Source organism: Bradyrhizobium sp. USDA 3315 (assembly GCF_054056795.1).
In genome coordinates this window covers 7,163,018-7,181,299 of sequence record NZ_JBSRYP010000001.1, presented here as the reverse complement: position 1 = coordinate 7,181,299, position 18,282 = coordinate 7,163,018, and the positions used below count along the sequence as shown (strand labels likewise).

13 protein-coding genes are annotated in these 18,282 nt (G+C 66.0%); 4 read left to right on the top strand and 9 right to left on the bottom strand.

Features of this window, described 5'->3' with window-relative positions; all coding sequences use genetic code 11:
* The first annotated feature begins 85 nt into the window (after nt 1-85).
* The gene (locus ACVIYL_RS33715; protein WP_456780630.1) at nt 86-1,321 is read left to right on the top strand and encodes an ABC transporter substrate-binding protein; all 1,236 of its coding nucleotides are present in this window, start codon (nt 86-88) and stop codon (nt 1,319-1,321) included.
* 199 nt (nt 1,322-1,520) lie between these two features.
* On the opposite strand, the gene ACVIYL_RS33710 is transcribed toward ACVIYL_RS33715, so the two are convergent.
* The 6 genes from ACVIYL_RS33710 to ACVIYL_RS33685 all read right to left on the bottom strand — a co-directional run bounded on the left by ACVIYL_RS33710 (nt 1,521) and on the right by ACVIYL_RS33685 (nt 7,878).
* Nucleotides 1,521-2,807 (bottom strand): O-antigen ligase family protein, encoded by a 1,287-nt coding sequence (locus ACVIYL_RS33710; protein WP_456780629.1) that lies wholly within the window; start codon nt 2,805-2,807, stop codon nt 1,521-1,523.
* A gap of 6 nt (nt 2,808-2,813) precedes the next feature.
* Entirely contained in the window at nt 2,814-4,241 is a 1,428-nt protein-coding gene (locus tag ACVIYL_RS33705; protein ID WP_456780628.1) for a glycosyltransferase family 4 protein, read from the bottom strand.
* Complete coding sequence (locus ACVIYL_RS33700; protein WP_253608796.1) at nt 4,238-4,978, bottom strand: ABC transporter ATP-binding protein; 741 nt, start codon at nt 4,976-4,978, stop codon at nt 4,238-4,240. Before ACVIYL_RS33700 ends, ACVIYL_RS33705 begins: the two co-directional genes overlap by 4 nt.
* A 3-nt stretch (nt 4,979-4,981) precedes the next feature.
* A complete protein-coding gene (locus ACVIYL_RS33695; protein WP_456780627.1) occupies nt 4,982-6,922 on the bottom strand; it encodes a glycosyltransferase in 1,941 nt (646 codons plus the stop codon).
* A 17-nt stretch (nt 6,923-6,939) separates the two neighbouring features.
* Entirely contained in the window at nt 6,940-7,152 is a 213-nt protein-coding gene (locus ACVIYL_RS33690; protein WP_253608793.1) for a hypothetical protein, read from the bottom strand.
* A gap of 294 nt (nt 7,153-7,446) precedes the next feature.
* Nucleotides 7,447-7,878: a hypothetical protein gene (locus tag ACVIYL_RS33685; RefSeq protein WP_456780626.1), complete on the bottom strand. Its 432-nt coding sequence runs from the start codon at nt 7,876-7,878 to the stop codon at nt 7,447-7,449.
* Between the two features lie 162 nt (nt 7,879-8,040).
* Here ACVIYL_RS33685 and ACVIYL_RS33680 point away from each other — a divergent pair, with 162 nt between their 5' ends.
* Nucleotides 8,041-8,916, top strand: coding sequence for a DUF6502 family protein (locus ACVIYL_RS33680; protein WP_253608790.1), 876 nt, complete (start codon nt 8,041-8,043; stop codon nt 8,914-8,916).
* Entirely contained in the window at nt 8,913-10,142 is a 1,230-nt protein-coding gene (locus tag ACVIYL_RS33675; protein WP_456780625.1) for a DUF5666 domain-containing protein, read from the top strand. Before ACVIYL_RS33680 ends, ACVIYL_RS33675 begins: the two co-directional genes overlap by 4 nt.
* A 70-nt stretch (nt 10,143-10,212) precedes the next feature.
* Here the strand turns inward: ACVIYL_RS33675 and ACVIYL_RS33670 are convergent, their stop codons facing one another.
* Together ACVIYL_RS33670 and ACVIYL_RS33665 are read right to left on the bottom strand one after the other, a co-directional pair.
* The gene (locus ACVIYL_RS33670) at nt 10,213-11,568 is read right to left on the bottom strand and encodes a peptidoglycan DD-metalloendopeptidase family protein (protein ID WP_456780624.1); all 1,356 of its coding nucleotides are present in this window, start codon (nt 11,566-11,568) and stop codon (nt 10,213-10,215) included.
* A 100-nt stretch (nt 11,569-11,668) separates the two neighbouring features.
* Entirely contained in the window at nt 11,669-12,394 is a 726-nt protein-coding gene (locus tag ACVIYL_RS33665; protein WP_456780623.1) for a peroxiredoxin, read from the bottom strand.
* 227 nt (nt 12,395-12,621) lie between these two features.
* Here ACVIYL_RS33665 and ACVIYL_RS33660 point away from each other — a divergent pair, with 227 nt between their 5' ends.
* Nucleotides 12,622-16,323, top strand: a complete 3,702-nt coding sequence (locus tag ACVIYL_RS33660; protein ID WP_456780622.1) for a hypothetical protein — start codon at nt 12,622-12,624, stop codon at nt 16,321-16,323.
* A 677-nt stretch (nt 16,324-17,000) separates the two neighbouring features.
* Here ACVIYL_RS33660 and ACVIYL_RS33655 read toward each other — a convergent pair.
* On the bottom strand, nt 17,001-18,248 hold the full coding sequence (locus ACVIYL_RS33655; protein WP_253608781.1) for an MFS transporter: 1,248 nt from the start codon (nt 18,246-18,248) through the stop codon (nt 17,001-17,003).
* Nucleotides 18,249-18,282 lie beyond the last annotated feature (34 nt).

Below are 18,282 nucleotides of genomic sequence, written 5' to 3'. Positions count from 1 at the left end.
CAACGGAAAAACCCAGCGCTTGCCAGCACATGCGTCTCTTGCGAGACTTGCCGCCAAAACCAACGACAAAAATCGGGAGAAAACGATGCCGGCTCGTTTCGGATATATTGGCGCAATCGCGGCGTTCGCAAGTGCGGCACTGATCGCGACCTCGGCCACCGCGCAGAAGAAATACGATCCCGGCGCGAGTGATGGCGAAATCAAGATCGGCAACATCATGCCATACAGCGGCCCGGCGTCGTCCTATGGGGTGATCGGCAAGACCGAGGCCGCGTTCTTCAAGATGACCAACGAGCAGGGTGGCATCAACGGCCGCAAGATCAACTTCATCAGCTACGACGACGCCTATTCGCCTCCGAAGGCGATCGAGCAGGCGCGCAAGCTGGTCGAGAGCGACGAGGTGCTGCTGATCTTCCAGCCGCTCGGCACGCCGTCCAATTCGGCGATCATGAAATACATGAATGCCAAGAAGGTGCCGCAATTGTTCGTCGCCTCCGGCGGCACCAAATTCGGCGACCCCAAGAACTTCCCCTGGACGATGGGCTTTCAGCCCAACTACCAGAGCGAGGGCCGCATCTACGCAAAGTACATTCGCGACAAATTCCCTGACAGCAAGATCGCGGTGTTCTGGCAGAATGACGATGCCGGCAAGGATCAGTTCAAGGGCCTGAAGGACGGGCTCGGCGACAAGGTCGGCATGATCATCGCCGACAAGTCGTACGAGGTCTCCGATCCCTCGATCGATTCGCAGATCGTCGCGCTGCACGATTCCGGCGCCGACATCTTCTTCTCCTGGGCGGCGCCGAAGGGCTCGGCGCAGGCGATCCGGAAGGTGGGCGAGCTCGGCTGGAAGCCGAAATTCTTCCTCGCCAACACCGCGACCTCGGTCGCCTCGGTGCTGAAGCCGGCCGGACTCGAGTTCTCCAAGGGCATCATCTCGACCGCCTATCTGAAGGACCCGACCGATCCGACCTGGGACAAGGATCCGGCGGTGCAAAGCTGGCGCGCCTTCATGGACAAATATTATCCCGACGGCGACAAGGCCAATGCCAACAACCTCTATGGCTATGTCCAGGCCGAGGCGATGATGCAGGTGCTGAAGCAATGCGGCGACAATCTCGCGCGCGAGAACGTGATGAAGCAGGCCGCCAGCCTGAAGAACTTCCACTCCGACCTGATGCTCCCGGGAGTCATGGTCAACACCTCCCCCGACGACTACTTCCCGATCGAGCAGATGCAGCTGATGCGCTTCAACGGCGAGGCCTGGGAGCTGTTCGGTGACGTCATCACCGGCGAGGTCGGGCACGAGGCGTCGCGGTAGGCGAGTGGTCGTTATGAGGGCGGCGCTGGCTCGGTAAACACCGCTGTCGTCCCGGCGAAGGCCGGGACCCATACGCCGCAGCGGATGTTGTTGAAGGGACTCGTCGTTCCAGCATCGCGCAACAATCAGCATTTGTGGTTATGGGTCCCTGCTTTCGCAGGGACGACACCGAATGTGCTGCGCGGCGTGAGTCACAAATCTACGCCATAATTTTCTCCGGCCGGCGGGCGCGAAGCGCCATGCCGCCGGCGACGCCGACGCCGATCACGTACATCCAGCCCTCGTGAAAATCGGACAGATGCGAATTGAGCAGCGAGCTTGTGATGTTCTGCACGACCACGGCGAGTCCGATCCAGCTCACGAGATCGCGGCCGGCGAACAGCCTGACGTGGCTGATCCACATCGCGTAGAGCAGCAGGATGCCGATCAGCCCCCACTGGACCCCGACATTGAGGGTCTGGTTGTGCGGGTTGTTGATCACCTCGGCCTCAAGGCCGGCTTGTCCGACGGCATCCTGCGTGAACATGCGCCTGATCGCGCCGGTGCCGTGCCCGAGCCACGGCGCCTCGCCGATGAACTTCACCGACTTCCGCCAATAGGTCAGGCGCTGCGCCGTGGAAGCGATGCCTGACGTATCGTGGGCCCGATACTCGATGCCGACGTCGGCGATGCGCTGGCGGAGGTAGGGAGACGTGGTCCAGACCACGAGGCTGGTGACCGCGACGCCGGCGAACAGCAGCCGCGTGGCGCGCCGCGACAGATGCAGCGAGGCGAACAGGATCAACAGCACCGGCATGTAGACCAGCGCGGTCCGCGCAGAGACGACATAAAGCATGTTGGCGACGAACAGCAGCATCAGCGCGATGGCGCCGGCAGCGAAGCGCCATTGCCGGGCCCGCAGCGTCGTCAATGCCGGCAGTGCCAGCGCGAACGCACAGAGCGCGAACTCCTGACTCTGGTCGAGGTAGTTCTTGACCGGCACGCCGTCGGATGCGGTGTGCGCGAGCTTGAGCTGCGGCACCGCCAGCGCGATCCAGGACAGGATCATCAGCAGCGTGCACGATACCAGGAAGGCTACGAATACCCAGAGCCCGCGCTGTGAGCGCTGGAAATAGCCGAGCAGGAACGGCAGCAGCAGCAGCTTGCTGAGCGGCTTGATGCCTTGCAGCCGTTCGACCCAGCTCGTCTCCGACCACGCTAGGCCGATCACCGCGAGTGCGACCAGCGCGATCGGCAAGGCAAAGGCCGGTTGCGCGAGGTCGAGAATGAACTGCTCCCAGTCGATGGTCGGGATCACGGCGACAAGCCACAGCAGCATGAAGACGGCGAATGCCGTGGTCGACCAGGGTAGCGACGCCGCGGCCAAGACGATCAGGGTATCGGCGGCGCGGACATAGGGGACTGAGCCGGACCAGGTGCGGACGCGATCGCGCCATCGTGCTGGCGGTTCGATTGCGAGACCAATGGCGTCGGAATCGGTGCTCATGACCGGTTACACGCCGTGCGCGGTTGCACCGTTGAAGGTCGCCATCGCGGCGGTGAGCGCCTCGGCGGCGGCCGCGACGTCCGGGGCAGCCCAATGCGACAGCAGGTCGCGCGCCTGGGTGTGGTGGCCGAACCGCTCTGCAAGTTCGGCCCGCCGCGCGCGGATCCGGTCGCGCCATTGCTCCTGCTGCGCCAGCACGCGCCGCACCGAAGCGCAGATCGAGTCGGTCGAGAACGGATCGAAATAGTCGGCAAGCTCGCCCGCGACCTCGCGGAACACGGCAATATCGGAGCACAGCACAGGAGTGTTGGCCGCGAATGCCTCGATGATCGGGACGCCAAAGCCTTCGGCGAGGCTCGGCATGATCAGGCCATGCGCGTCCGCGATCAGTGCCGCCTTCTCGTGCTCGTCGACATAGCCGGAGAAGCGGACGTTCTTCGGCAGGTTGCGCGCCTGGTTGGCGCCGCCGGCATAGCCGATCACGACGAGATCGGCCTCCGGCAGCTTGCGGAAGGCGCGGATGACGGCCGCGAGGTTCTTGCGGGGCTCGTTCGAAACGATGACGACGAAGCTCGGCCGAGCCGGGACGGCGGTTGGCACCGGCGCAAGCGGCGCTTCCGCGACGTCGAAGCGGGTCCGCGGATAGACCACTCGCGCCGGAATATGCGCATATTGCGGGAGCAGGGCGCGGAAGCGGTTCATGCTGTAGTTCGAGACGAAGGCGAGCTCGTCAGCCTGATTCACGCTGGTGAAAAGGCGCGACAGGAACAGGCGTGTCGCGATGTCGTCCAGCTTGAGATCGGTGATCGGCAACAGGTCGTGCACGACGCAAATCACCTTTGCGCCCGGGCGGCGTTGGATCGCAACCCGGGTCGGGGTGTCGACGAGAATGACGTCATAGTCGCGCGCATCGACCCGCGGTGGCGGCAACCGGGTCAGGGCCGAGGTGTCCTGATAGCTGTAGAAGCCGGGCTCGAGCAGGAAATCGCCGAACAATTCGAGATGGCGCAAATCGGTCGGAATGTATTCGAGGCCCTCGGTCCGGTTCTCGATCAGCTTGACGCTGGTCGGCAGCAGATGAATCGAGCGCAGGAAGGCGATGATGAATTCGAGCGAGGTCGCCGCGTCGAGCTTGTGCTTGAACCAGCTGACGGTGCGGCGCAGGCCGCCGCGCATGATCGGCGAGTTCATGTCGGTTTCATCGAGGTAACGATAGAGCGCGAGCAGCTCGATCAGCCGGGAGTCCTCGGGCAGCAGGCGCGTCCGCTGCTGCCTGCGGTGCAGCTTCCGGTACCGGCGCGTGGTCTCCACGACGAGGGTCAGGGCATGGCCGTCGCCGGCCAGCGAGCGGATCAATTCACGGGTGAAATGGAAGATGCCGCGCTTGTGGTTGGGCTCGCCAAGCGCCTCGCTGACGACCAGGATCTTTGTCATGCGCTGATTTCTCTAAGCTCGAGGTGATGCGGGACGGGCGCATCCAGCCCGACGGTGCTGGCGATGCGGCCGTGATCGAGATTGATGATGCTGTTGCAGGTCCGGCGCAGCAGGGCGTGGTCGTGCGAGGCGATGATCACGATCGCCGCGGTCTCGACCATCTTGCGCAGCCGCTGCTCGGCCTTGGCCGAGAAATTCTCGTCGACCACGCTGAGCCACTCGTCGAGCAGCAGGATATCGGCGGGAAACGCGGTCGCGGTCGCGAACAGCACGCGCATCAGCATGCCCGACGAGAACATGCGCAGCGGCAGCCGCTGCATGCGCTCCTCCAGTTCGGTGAACGCCCAGATCTCGTCCAGGATCGCCGGCGTCGGCTTGCGTCCCGAGATCCGCAGCAGCAGGCTGATATTGTCGGCGGCGACGAAATCGAGATTGACGCCGGCACCGAGGCCGAGCAGCGGCACGATGTTGCCTGATATCTCGACGCGGCCGCTGGTCGCCGGGAACACGCCGGCGATCAGCCGCAGCAGAGTGGACTTGCCGGAGCCGTTCGGGCCGGCGAGGCCGATGCGGGCGCCGGCGTTCGCCTCGATCGAGATGCTGTCGACCGCGCGGATGGTCCGCATCTCGCTGGCCTGGCGGAACAAGCGGCCGAGCAGGCGGCGCTTCAGCGAGAAGTCGTAGGCGCCGTACAGCGGATAATCGAGGCAGACGTCGCGGAGGTGGATGCTTGCCATGCCCTAGATCCAGAATGCCGCTTTGCGCAGATGAGTCGTGGTGACGATCGCGGCGATCGCGAGCGCGGCGAGGCACGCCAGCACGTAGATCACGCTTGCCGTTGCGACATGACCGGTCGCCAGCGGGTCGCGCCAGATCGCGAACAGATGCGTCAGCGGATTGAGCCGCATCACGGTCGAGCCGCGATCGATCATCTCGGATGTCCAGATGATCGGCGAGGCCAGGAAGGCCAGCGTCAGCGAGGACTCGATGATCGGCTTGATGTCGCGGTAACGCGTCGCCAGCGCGCCGAGCACGAGGCTCAGCCCCAGCGTGCAGACCACGAACAGGGCGAGGCCGGGGAGGGCGGCAATGGCGCCGCCAACATCGCGCGGCGTCAGCACGAGCCACAGGAGTAGCGGCACGACCGCGTTATGGGCGGCGAACAGCGCCTGGCGGAAGGTACATTGCAGCAGGAAGATCACCGGCGGCAGCGCGCGATCCTTGATCAGGCTGGCCGAGCCCTGCAGCGCGGTGGTGGCGTCGAGCACCACGCTGTTCAGGAAGGTCCAGGCGGTGAGGCTCGCCGCCAGCATCGGCAGCCGCGCCACCGCGCTGGCGTTGGAGAGATGGCCGATGACCGAGCCGAGCACGGCCACCATGATCGCCATCTGGATCGACATCCAGAAGGGTCCAAGGAGGGAGCGGACGTAGCGATGACGCACGTCGGACCAGGCCAGTGTTGCCGCGATCTGGATCGCGCCGACGAAACCTGCCGTTCGGGGACGCGGGGCTGGGGCTGACGACCCCGCGTCCCTTGCGGCGGCCTCCTCGGTAACGACCTTGCGATACACCGTCTCGACTCCCTCCTTGAAGGCTGCGGTTGAGTATTTCGTCATCGCGCGATGGCGTGCGGCCTGACCCATGCGGCGGCGCCGCTCGGGATCGTTGATCAGCGTCTCGATGGCGTCGGCGAGCGCGGTGGGATCGCCGGGCGGCACCGTGATGGCCTCGAGGCCGTCGCGGGCGACATGCGGAACGCCGGTGTCGAGTGCGGTGTTGACGACGGGCCGGCTTGCGGCCATCGCCTCGAGCTGCGCCAGCCCGAAAGTCTCCGCATTGGTCACCGACGGCATCACGAAGACGTCGGCGATGCGCATCAGCTTGATGCGTTCGCTCTCGGACACCGAGCCGAGCAGGCGGACGCGGTCCTGCAAGCCATAGTCGCGGATCAGCTGCTCGAGGTTGTCGCGCTCGCGGCCCTCGCCGACGATCCAGACCTCGAAATTGCGGGCATGCGCGGCGCGCACCAGCACGTCAAAACCCTTGTAGGGCACCAGCCGTCCGCAGGCGAGCACGAGACGGCCGCGGGCATTGACGTCGTCGGCCTGTGCGGCCGGCCTGTCATATTTGGCGACATCGACGCCGAACTGAACGGCGTGGCACTTGTCGGAAAATTCCTGCAGCAGCGGCGTGGTTTCGATCAGCACCGGATCGGAGACGATGATCGCGGCGGCCCGGCGCAGCGTTCGCCGCATCATCGGCTCGACGAGGAAGCGCAAGGCCGCGTGCGAGACGATGTCGGCGTGCCAGTGCACGACCAGCGGGCGGGTGCGGCCGAGCCCGAATGCGAAGACGAGGTCGGCGAGCGGGAAGGGGGCGTGCAGCGCCAGCAGGTCGTGCTCGGCGATGCGGCGCCACAGCCGCCACGGATAGGTCGGCGCGGCCGGCAGCGACAGCACGTCGCCGAACGAGTGCACGCGCTCGACCGCAACGTCGTTGACCACGATCTTTTGCTCGCCGCCGGAGCGCGAGCAGACCAGTACGGCGGCGTTGAACGTGTCCTTCAGTCCGGCGCAGATATCGCGGATCACCGTCAGCGTGCCGCCGAACAGGTCGGGATAGTAGACCTTGAAGATGTGGAGCACCGACGGACGCCGGGCCGGCTCGTTGACGACGATCATGGGCGGCTCGATCCGGATCATGCGACGAACAGGGCGACGATGAACGGCAGCGCCAGCGCGGCGGCGAACACCAGCGAGCGCAGCAGCGCCGGAAACACCGGCTCGATCGGGCCGCAAGGCGCCTGCGGCGTGAAACAGAATGGCGCCTGCGGCGTGAAACGGAGTGCGGTGGCGGCGAACCGACCGGGTTCCTGAAATGAACAGGATTCGCGGGACGAACGAAGAGACATTGGGTCGGATTCCCTTTTGGATGAATTCTGGATACGTGGGAAAATTTCACACGTCAATGGCGGGCGGACTAAAATGTGGGATTATGTCCCACGTATGGCGGTGGACAACTTTTTGCGGACGGCGGCGGAACGCATGACGGTGCGATCGCGCCGCGACGGCGCGGGCGAGCGAATGCGGGCGTATCTAAAGCGCCATGAGCCTACTTGTGGATCGAGCAACGGCCTCCGCTTCACCTCGCCCCGCGTGCGGGGAGAGGTCGGAACGCATCGTCAGATGCGTGCTCTAGCGGAGCGTCAGGCCGGCTCGGCGGTGCTGCGTTCGATCGGCTGCAACTGGCGCCTGATCGCGGCGATGTCGAAATGAATCCGCTCAGGCAGCATTGCCGCTGCCGGGCGCTGCAGATCCTGCTCGATCACGACGCGCTTGCCGCCGTCGGAGGTCAGCGCAATCGAGATCGATTGCGCGCGTGGCTCGGCGCGGAGGCCGGCATGCGCGCGGCAGGCATATTCGCCGGCGCGCAGACCGCCGAAGCCGAAGGCGAGCAGGCGGCCGTAGATGTAGAGCGCGAGCAGGTCGGTTTCGTCGAAGCGGCGCGGCGATCCGGGCGCAACGCCCGGCAGACAGGGATAGCCGCCCGCCATCACCGTCGACACGAACTCCTCAAAGGGAACCTGGGCGATCCGGCAGGCTTCCGCGATCGCAAGGTCGAATCGGGCAAACGTCATGGAGCGGTCCGTGGCGATGGCGGCAGTGCCGGACTCCGTGACACCCGCTGGCGAGCGCGCGAGCTGTGTCCGGAGGTGATTTTGTTTCCCATAAGTGGGAAAATGTCACACGTCAAGTGAGGTGGGATTGTGTCCCACGGCGCGGACGGCTAAAAGTTAGGCATGAATGCCAAGGGCCCGAAGTCGAAGGTGGGATCGTCTGCGCCGATCGCCGCAGCGAAGCTGCATGCGCCGCTGGCGCGGATGCTGCGTCCGCTGGTGCGGCTCTGCATCCGCGGCGGCATGACGTTTCCGGCGCTGACCCAGCTGCTGCGCGAGCTCTATGTCAACGTCGCCGAGCACGACTTCGCGCTCGAGGGCAAAGAGCAGACCGACAGCCGCGTCAGCCTGCTGACCGGCATCCACCGCAAGGAGGTGGCGCGGCTGCGCGGCGCCGGCGCGCCGGTCAATGCGGTGCCGGCGACGCTGTCGCGCACCAGCGCGATCATCGCGCGCTGGCTGGCCGGGCCCGAGTTCACCGATGCCAAGGGCGATCCGCTGCCGCTGCCGCGCACCGCGGACGGAGGCGCGCCGTCGTTCGAGACGCTGGTCGAATCGATCACCAAGGATGTGCGGCCGCGCGCCGTGCTGGACGAATGGCTCGACCGCAAGCTCGTCACCATCAATGACGACGACGAGATCATGCTGGTCGAGGAGGCCTTCGTGCCGCATGGCGACGACGACCGCAAATGGCACTATCTCGGCCGCAACCTGCATGATCACGTGGCGGCCGCCGAGATGAACGTGTCGTCGGCCGCGCCGCGCTTCCTCGAACGCGCGGTGCATTACGACGGCCTGTCGGCGAAGCTGGCGAAACGGCTCGAGGGCCGCTCGCGCGAGCTGGCGATGGAGGCGCTCAAGGTTGCCAACCGCGAGGCCAACCGCGCGCTCGCAAAAGACAAGGGCGGCGACTATCGCTGGAATTTCGGCATCTACATCTACCGCGAGGGGCCGGATGGTCCGGTCGATGACGATGCCGACGAAGGCGGTGCAGCGTGAAGCGCCCGCCGGTCATTTCGCGCCGCGCGCTGCTGGCAGCGTTCTGGCTTGCCGGAACGTCGCTCGCGGGCGCGCAGGTCAAGAAGCGCGGCAACGACCAAGGCATCGGCGGCACCGGCATCACCGGTTCCGATCAGGGCATCGGTGGCACCGGCATCGTCGGGGTGATCCAGCGGTTCGGCTCGATCTATGTCAATGGCGAGCGCGTCGCCTACGCACCCGAGGTGCCGGTCAGAATCGACGGCGAGGCGGCGAGCGCCAAGGCGCTGCGGATCGGACAGCTCGCGCGCGTGGTGGCGCAGCGCGATGCCGGCGGCACGCTGTCGACCAAACGCATCGATGTGACCAGCGAGGTGACCGGGCCGGTCGAGCAAATGAAGCCGGGCGGGCTGACGGTGCTCGGCCAGACGGTCGCCTGGACCGGACGCGAGAGCTGGCTGAAAGTGGGCGCGCATGTCGCCGTGTTCGGGCTGCGCCGTACCGACGGCATCGTCGTCGCAAGTCTGGTGCAGGAGCGCCATGACGCCGCGGCGCGTGTCGCAGGGCCGCTCGAGCGCGACCGTGCCGGCGTCTTGCGGATCGGCGAGCTCAAGCTCGCCGGCGTCGATGCGGCGCTGGTCGGTCAGCGCGTGCAGGCCGAGGGACACGTCGCGCAGGGCGTGATGCAGGTGTCGCGCAGTCGGGCCGACGACTTCTCCGATCTCGCCGGCGCGAACCGGCTGTTGATCGAGGCCTATGTGCGGCGGGTCGGCAACGACCTGCAGCTCGGCTCCGGCTTTGTCGCGCGCGACCATTCGCGGTTTTCGCCGGCGGCCGATACGCGCGTCGTCGTCAACGCGCAGCTGTCGGGCCCGCGCGAGCTGCGCGTCGAATCGGTGCAGTCGGTCGGCAAGTTCCCGGGCTCGTCGGTGAAGAGCCCGGGCACGCCGGGCCGCGGCCCCGGCGGATCCGGGCCGGGTCATGGATCGGGACCGGGCGGCCCGGGCGGCCGCGGCGCGCCTGGTGGCGGCGGTGGGGCGCCGTCCGGCATGCCGGGCGGCAGCCCGCCAGGCGGCGGGCCTGCGCCTGATCCCCTGAGTGGTGGACCGACCGGCCCCGGTCCCGGTGGCTTCGGCCCGCCCGGCGGACCGTTCGGTCCTGGCGGCGGTGGTGGTCCGTTCGGGCCCGGCGGCGGATTCGGCGGTGGCGGACCGCCCGGTGGCATGGGCGGCGGCGGCCGCCGCTGAAACCACAAACAAGATCGGCGCAAGCGAGACCGCTTGCGCCGATGTTCAGATCGATCGTCGTGAGATTGAGCTAGCCGGCGCTGAGCCGAACGCCGGCGCGGAGGAATTTCTGCGGATCGACCGCTTCGCCGTCGATGCGGGTTTCATAGTGCAGATGCGGACCGGTGGAGCGGCCGGTCGAGCCAACGGCGCCGATCACCTGGCCGATCTTGACGTATTCACCGACCTTGACGCCGATCTCGGAGAGATGGCCGTAGCGGGTGGAGAGCCCGTTGCCGTGATCGACCTCGACCATGCGGCCATAGCCGCCGGCCCAGCCCGCCGACACCACCTTGCCGTTGGCGGTGACACGCACCGGATCGCCTTGCGCGGCGCGAAAGTCGAGGCCGGTGTGCATTGCCGGCCGGCCGAGGAAGGGATCGGAGCGCACGCCGAAGCCGCTGGTGAATTCGACTTCACCGACCACGGGCTTGCGGTAAGGCACCAGCGCCAGCGTCTGGTTCAGTCGCTGCATCTGTGCCCGGTTGATGTTGATGCGATAGAGCTGGCGTTCGAACGCGCCGGCGTCGGCAGAGAGTTTCACAGGGACAAAGGGCCCGCCCATGCCGGAGCGCGGCGTCGCCGCCTCGAGCTGCGCCATGTTGAGGCCGAGATCGGAGATGACGCCGCGCATCCGGCGCACCTTGGAATCGATGCTGTCCTCGACCGAGGCGAGCGCGGCAACCTGGCGCCGCTCGACCTGGTCAAGCGAGGTTTGCAGGCGGACCAGCACGTTGTCGACGCCCTGGGCCTTGGCGAACTGGTTCGGCTGCGTCTTGGCGATCAGCGGCGCGCGCGATTCCAGCCGCGCCTCGCGATCCGGCGGCGCCACGAAGATCACGGTGTCGCTGATCGGGGAGGGTTTCGGCGTGCCTGAGGACGGCGCCGCCTCGGCGCGGCCCTGCGGCTTGATCGATCCGGTGCTCGTGACGTCAGGCATCGCGCCGAGCGCGGTGGCGCGCGATTCCAGCGTCGACTGCCGCTTCATGATCTGGTCGAGCTTCTGGTCGAACTGCTCCTGGTCGAGCAGCTGGCGGCTGGTGGTGCGGTCGACCTTGGCGCGCAGCTCCGAGATGCGGTCCTCATAGGCGTATTGCATCTCGGCCTGGCGCGCGATCAGCCGGGTCAGCACGTCGTCGCGGAACGCGAAATAGGTCGCGGTCGCCGCCGACCACATGCCGAGCAGCACCACGGTGCCGACGATGATCCAGAACACCACCGGCCCGAACCGGACCTGCTTGCCGGCATGGACCAGGGTATAGCCCTCGCCGGAGGCCGCCACCACCGCGGCGGCAGGTGCGGGGTGATGGGCTGCCGGACGGCGTATCGGCGTCCGGCCATGGTCCTGCGGATGATGGTGTTTGTGGTGACCGGACCGGCTCGACATCGGTACTCCCGCGGCCGGTCGGACCAAGCTCCGTACGGCTAATTTGCGGGGCCGATTTGAGCCCGTCATGGTTAATTTTCAGGAAACGGAACCCGCCCGATCAGAGCGCCTGGGCAGCCTCCAATACCGCTTCGGCGTGGCCGTCGACCTTCACATGACGCCAGATCCGGGCAATTTTTCCACCGGAATCGACCAGAACCGTCGTGCGAATAATTCCCATGAAGGTCCTGCCATACATGGATTTTTCGCCCCAGGCGCCATAGGCCTCCAGCATCTGGTGGGCCGGATCGGAGACCAGCGGCACCGACAGCTGGTGTTTGTTTCGAAATGACTCCTGCGCCTTAACCGTGTCGGCGGAAATGCCGACCACTTCGGTCCCTGCCGCTACGAACTCGCTTTTGAGCCGGGTGAAATCGATCGCCTCCCTGGTGCAGCCGGGGGTGTCGGCGCGGGGGTAGAAGAACAGCACCAGCTTCTTGCCGGCAAAATCCTTCAGCGAAACGCTGTCCCCGCCGTCGCGCGGCAGGTTGAAGGCCGGTGCAGTGGCGCCCTCGACAAGTGTGACGGCGGACGAACGGGTCACGGTAGCGGCCGGCTCTCGCTTTAACGGTTTCGATGCCGCCTTGTGCGAGGCTTTGCTTTGAACACCCGCTGCGGTCGCCTTGGTCGTTTTCTTAGTTGTTTTCTTGGCCGCTGCCTTCTTCGCAACCGCTGTGCGGGTTTTCGTCGCGGACTTCCCAGTGCTTGCGCTTGCGGCGCGCGCAACCTTTGTTGCGACCCGCTTCCCGGTTGTGTTGGAGGATTTCTTGCGCGTTTTCTTGGACATACGCCTTCCTTTCGTCGCTTTCCGAAGCTCAACCATTGGGGTATTGCGGTCTTATTGGCGGCGGCCGGATTCGCACCGGCCGCTGGGCAAGTTTGATGGCCACGGAGTAAGGTGACAAGGAATTCGACGCGTGACCCGTCCGCTTGCTGAATTGGCTTTTGATTGGTTGGTTTGGTCCGCTCTGGGGGCCATCGGCGAGTAACATGATTAGGCGAGGATAGGCGGCGATGCCGGCACAGGAGCGCTCGATACGAATCGACGGGCGCCCCGATGGCGGCGATCAGCTTCGCCGTCAGCACCGAGAGGCAATGGCAAGGAACACGTCGCCGCAGGGTCCAAATCCGCGCGCCGGGGCTGACCTCTCGCAATGGGAGGACGACGCTGCGTGGGACGAGCAGGATGAGGCGGCGGGCAACCGTGCGCGGCAGTTGCTGGCGCGTTCCCACACCAACCTGCATCGCTTCACTGATTTCTGCTCCGGCATGCAGCGCTGGCTGAACGGCGAGCGCTGGATCCGTCGCATCGGACTGGTCCTCGTGGTGCTGGTCGCGATGTTCGCGACCTGCTTCGGCGGGCTGTGGTGGCGGCTCGGCGCCGGCCCGATCAATCTCGACATGGCGACGCCGTGGCTCGCCGCGGCGATCGAGGAGAACATCGGCCACGGCAACACGGTCGAGGTCGGCGGAACGCAGATCGAGCGCGCCGGCCGCGTCAGGATCGCGGTGCGCATCCGCGACATCATCGTCCGCGACCGCGACCATGCGGTGGTTGCGAGCGCGCCCAAGGCCGAAGTGCGCCTGTCGGGAACCGCGCTCTTGATGGGCCAGTTGCGGGCGGAGAGCCTCAATCTGGTCGATGCTGAACTGTCGGTGCGCATCACGCCGGACGGCAATGTTACCGTGTCCGCCGGCGACACCGCAAAACCGCTGGCCACCGGCGTTGCCTCCAAGCGGGAGGCGGGGATGCCGCCGACATTCCCGCGTCCGACACCCGCAGCCCCGCCGCCGCCGGTTGCTTCGCCGCCAGCTGCCGCCGAGCCCTCGGCGTCGCCCGATTCGGCCCAGAGCGGGCTGCTCGCCGGTCTCGACTGGCTCGACAGCCTCAGCATGACCGGCCTCGACGGGCAGAACCTCAACGAGATCGGCCTGAAGAACGGCAATCTCGTCGTCGACGATCAGCAGCGCGGCAACAAATGGAGCTTTGAGAACATCAGCCTCAGCCTGCGGCGCCCGAGCGGCGGCGGCGTTGCGCTCAGCTTCGGCGAGGAAGGCGCAAAACCCTGGTCGGTGCGCGTGCTGGTCGGACCGCAGCAGAATGGCGTGCGCTCGGTCGACATCAAGGCCGACAAGGTTTCCACCCGGAACATCCTGCTCGCGCTCCGGACCAAGGATCTGACCTACACCGCCGACCTGCCGCTGTCGGGCGAGATGAAGGGCGAACTCGGCCGCGACGGCCTGCCGACCTACTTCCGCGGCAAGATCAATGTCGGCGCCGGCAACATCATCGACACCGACACGCCCGACTACCCGATGCCGATCGATTCCGCCGAGATGAGCGTGGAATGGGATTCGGGGCGGCGCGTGCTGCTGGCGCCGATCAAGATCATCTCGGGCGCCAACCGCATCACGCTGCTCGGCCATCTCGAGCCGCCGAACGACAACGTCACCGACTGGCAGGCCGGCCTGTCGGGCGGCACCATCGTGCTGGCCGGCGCCGACAAGAACGAACCGCCGTTGATCTTCAATCGCATCAACATCGGCTTCCGGTTCGACACCGACAAGAAGCGCGTGCTGCTGACCCAGGCCGACATCTCCAATGGCGAGATCGGCGTCGCCGGAACCGGCAGCATCGACTATTCCGGCGAGCCGCGGCTGCAGCTCGGATTCGCCGGCACGCCGATGTCGGCCTCGGCCCTGAAACGGATGTGGCCGGTCATCATCGTGCCCGAGGTGCGCGAATGGGTGCTCGAGCGGATCGACCGCGGCACGCTCCAGCGTATCGATGTCGGCGTCAATTCGCCGGTACACAACCTGTCGCGCAAGGGACCGCCGATCCCGGATGACGGCCTCTCGGTCAACATTGTCGCCTCGGGTGTCACGGTGCGTCCGGTGGACCAGATGCCCGCGGTGCATGACGCGGATCTGAAGGCCAGGGTGACCGGCCGCACCGCGACCGTGACCATCAACCAGGGCATTGCCGACACGCCGGCGGGCCGCAAGATCACGCTGTCGGACTTCACCTTCGAGGTGCCGGACATGGCGCCGAAGCCGTCACCGTCGAAGGTCAAGTTCCGGGTCGACTGTCCGGTGCCGGCCGCCGCCGAAATCCTCGCCTCCGACCGGCTCAGCGATCTCTCCGGTCCGCCGATCGATCCCAACGCCAGCAAGGGCAACGTCACCGCGACGATCAATCTCGGCATGCCCGTGAAGGGCGAGCTGACCAAGGCCGATACGCTCTACTCGGTCACCGCCGACATCTCCGGCGTTGCCGTCGACAAGCTGGTGATGAACCAGAAGCTCGAAGCCAACGCGCTGAAGGTGATCGCCAGCAATACCGGCTTCCAGGTCAAGGGCGATGTCAAGATCAACGGGCAGGCGGCCTCGCTCGACTACCGCAAGCCAGCCGAGGGCGATGCCGACGTCAAGTTGCAGGCGACTCTGGACGATGCGAGCCGCGCGCGCCTCGGGCTTGATCTCGGTCCCGCGGTCTCGGGCGCGATCCCGATCAAGCTGAGCGGCAAGATCGGCAGCGGCGACAATCCCACCACCAAGATGGGCGTCGAGGCCGACCTGACCCAGCTCAAGCTCGACAACATCCTGCCGGGTTGGGTCAAGGCGCAGGGCCGGGCCGGCAAGGCGACCTTCAACGTGGTGCCGAAGGGGCAATCGACCAGGTTCGAGGATATCTCGATCGACGGCGCCGGCGTGTCGATCAAGGGGGCGCTCGAGGTCGACCAGAACGGCGATCTCATGAATGCGTACTTCCCGACCTACGCGCCGTCGGAAGGCGACAAGACCTCGCTGCGGGCCGATCGCGGTCCCGACGGCGTGATCAAGGTGACGATGCGCGGCGACGTGTTCGACGGTCGCGGCTTCCTGAAGTCGGCGATCTCCGGCCGCGATAACGATCCCAAGAGCAAGACCAGGACCACCGATTTCGATGTTGATCTGAAACTCGGCGCGGTCGCAGGATTCAACGGCGAAGCGCTGCGCAGCGTCGACGCCAAGGTCTCGCGCCGCAACGGGTTCTTCAAGGCGTTCACGCTGAGCGGCAAGGTCGGCCGCGACACCCCCGTCACGGTCGATATGCGCGGACGCCAGCAGGGCCGCGAGGTGATCTATCTGCAGACCAGCGACGCCGGTGCGTTCCTGCGCTTCATCGACACTTATTCGAAGGTGGTCGGCGGCCAGCTTACGCTCGCGATGGAGCCGCCGATCCCCGAGCCGAGCCCCAGGGAGGGGCTCATCAATATCACCGGATTCTCGGTGAAGGGCGAAACCCAACTCGATCGCGCCGTTGCCGGCGGGCCGGTCAGCACCCAGAACGGCATCGGGTTCGACGCGCTGCGCGCCGAATTCACGCGCCAGAGCGGCCAGCTTTCGATCCGCAATGGTGTGGTCAAAGGACCGACCATCGGCGCGACCATCGAAGGCAGCATCGACTATATCGGAAACCAGGTGCGGATGAACGGCACCTTCATTCCGATGTACGGGTTGAACAACATGTTCGGCCAGATCCCGTTCTTCGGGATTTTCCTCGGCGCCGGCAGCAATGAAGGCCTGATCGGCGTGACCTACGAAGTGGTGGGCACGCCGAGCGCGCCGGTGCTGCGCGTCAATCCGATCTCCGCGCTGGCGCCCGGCCTGACGCGCAAGATCTTCGAGTTCAAGCAGTACGGCCCGAACGATCTGCCGACGACGAACAACTAGAACGCTCGCTCGTCGACGCCTGCTTTCAAGGTCGGTTGAGATCGCGCGCTGACGCGCGGCGGCGGGTTCCTGTCCGCATTCATCCGAGGCTGCGACCAAGTCCGAGCGGCCCGCCGTCCGGATGACGTTCGCGCAGGAACCTTGCCCTGTCTGGGATGTTGGAGAGCAATTCAACAAACTCAGGAGGAACTCTCATGAGAGCCCTGTTATTGGCTGGTGTACTGGCGGTCGCCGGTTTCGCTATGGCCACGCCGATCTCCATTGCACCCGCGTCAGCTCAGGTTGCCGTTGATACTCCGCTCGGCGGCGTGAGAGTGGGCCCGGAGCCCCGTTACTACCGAGACTACGATCGACCCGCTTATCGCGCCTACGGGTATGATCGCGGATATCGCGGATGCCGCACCGTCACGATCGAGCGTGACGACGGATCGGTCCGGAGAGTTCGTCGCTGCGGCTAGCAGTACCGGACCAGAGGATCGACTTCCGGGTCTTAAAAGACCGTTCGAGCCGGTTCTCGCAATCAAGGAATTGGAGCCATCGACTAGGGCCGCTGCTGTTGGCGGCCTGTTTCATTTCGCGAATGCCGCCTATCGGCCCAAGGTGTTGGGTCCAAGGCCGGCATGCGTTCATGTCGGATTCCACATCGCCTCCGCAGGGGCAAGCGGACGCGTCCGAACTCACCGTCGCAGCGCCGGCACCACCAGGAACGGGATCAGGCCGAGCACCACATTGACCAGCGCGAAGGCGATCAACGGATTGTAGCTGTGGGTCCAGTCGTGGATCAGGCCGCCGCCCCATGAGCCAAGGCCGGAGCCGAGGCCGCTGCCGATCATGATCGTCCCGTAGATCGTGCCGACCCGCTCGCCGCGGAAGATCTTCAGCGCGGTCGCGGTGATCAGCGGGCCGCGCGAGCCGATCATGCTTCCGAAGCAGATGATGAAGCCGGTCAGCAGCCAGTAGTTCGGATACCACTGCAACAGCCAGAGCAGAATGATGCCGAGGATCGAGACGCCGTAGCTGAACAAGACCGAGGGCCGGCGGCCGATGATGCCGTCGAGGGTGGACACGCCCAGCATGCCGACGAACAGCGCGACGCCGGAGAAGCCCCAGGCGGTTGCCGCCTGCAGCGGCGGGAAGCCGACATCGATCAGATAGGCGACGATCTGCGCGGTCAGCGCATACATCGCGATCGCGGTGAAGAAGAAGGTGGAGAACAGCGCCCAGAAGGCGTGGTGGCGCATCGCGCTGAGCAGTGTCCAGCCGTCGTCGGCCAAGCTGCTTTCCGCCTTCCGGACGATATGCGGCGATCCGCCGGCGAGCAGCTGCCACGGCAGAAAGACCAGCGGAACAAGCAGGCAAAGCGCGCCGATGCCGAACACCTGATAGGCCTCGCGCCAGCCGATCCGGTCGATCAGAACCTGCGACAGCGGCAACAGCAGCAACAGGCCGGCGCCGGTCGCCGAATACATCACGGCCATCGCGGTCGGCAGGCGTGGTCCGAACCAGCGGCCGAGCAGGATCGAATTCGACACGTTGCCGATCAGCGCGGTGCCGAAACCGACGCAGAGGCCGACGCTGAGCTGGAATTGCCAGAGCGCTTGCGCGCGCGAGGCGACGAGGAAGGCGCAACCGAGCAGCGACAGGCCGAGCGCATAGACCACGCGCGGACCCGAGCGGTCGAACAGGCGTCCGACCAGTGGCGCGGTCAGGCCGCTGGCGAGCCAGGTCAGCGAGTAGACCGACACCACAGAGGCGCGGTCCCAGCCGAAATTTTCCGAGATCGGTTTCAGGAAAACGGTGAAGCTGTCGCTAAGGCCGCGCCCAAGCACCGACAGCACGAAGCAGAGCGCGAGCACGTTCAGCGCGACGCGGGACTGCTTCGCCGGCGTTGCAAGCGTGTCGTTCGGAGGCGTGGTCTGGTCCATCGGAAAGATGGGAGCGCGCTTTCCGCGCTCCCGA

Coding starts and splice junctions, on each gene's coding strand:
- ACVIYL_RS33665 (WP_456780623.1), bottom strand. CDS start 12,394: ATGTCCAAGAAAACGCGCAAGAAATCCTCCAACACAACCGGGAAGCGG.
- ACVIYL_RS33655 (WP_253608781.1), bottom strand. CDS start 18,248: ATGGACCAGACCACGCCTCCGAACGACACGCTTGCAACGCCGGCGAAG.
- ACVIYL_RS33660 (WP_456780622.1), top strand. CDS start 12,622: ATGCCGGCACAGGAGCGCTCGATACGAATCGACGGGCGCCCCGATGGC.
- ACVIYL_RS33700 (WP_253608796.1), bottom strand. CDS start 4,978: ATGGCAAGCATCCACCTCCGCGACGTCTGCCTCGATTATCCGCTGTAC.
- ACVIYL_RS33690 (WP_253608793.1), bottom strand. CDS start 7,152: ATGTCTCTTCGTTCGTCCCGCGAATCCTGTTCATTTCAGGAACCCGGT.
- ACVIYL_RS33695 (WP_456780627.1), bottom strand. CDS start 6,922: ATGATCGTCGTCAACGAGCCGGCCCGGCGTCCGTCGGTGCTCCACATC.
- ACVIYL_RS33685 (WP_456780626.1), bottom strand. CDS start 7,878: ATGACGTTTGCCCGATTCGACCTTGCGATCGCGGAAGCCTGCCGGATC.
- ACVIYL_RS33715 (WP_456780630.1), top strand. CDS start 86: ATGCCGGCTCGTTTCGGATATATTGGCGCAATCGCGGCGTTCGCAAGT.
- ACVIYL_RS33710 (WP_456780629.1), bottom strand. CDS start 2,807: ATGAGCACCGATTCCGACGCCATTGGTCTCGCAATCGAACCGCCAGCA.
- ACVIYL_RS33705 (WP_456780628.1), bottom strand. CDS start 4,241: ATGACAAAGATCCTGGTCGTCAGCGAGGCGCTTGGCGAGCCCAACCAC.
- ACVIYL_RS33670 (WP_456780624.1), bottom strand. CDS start 11,568: ATGTCGAGCCGGTCCGGTCACCACAAACACCATCATCCGCAGGACCAT.
- ACVIYL_RS33680 (WP_253608790.1), top strand. CDS start 8,041: ATGAATGCCAAGGGCCCGAAGTCGAAGGTGGGATCGTCTGCGCCGATC.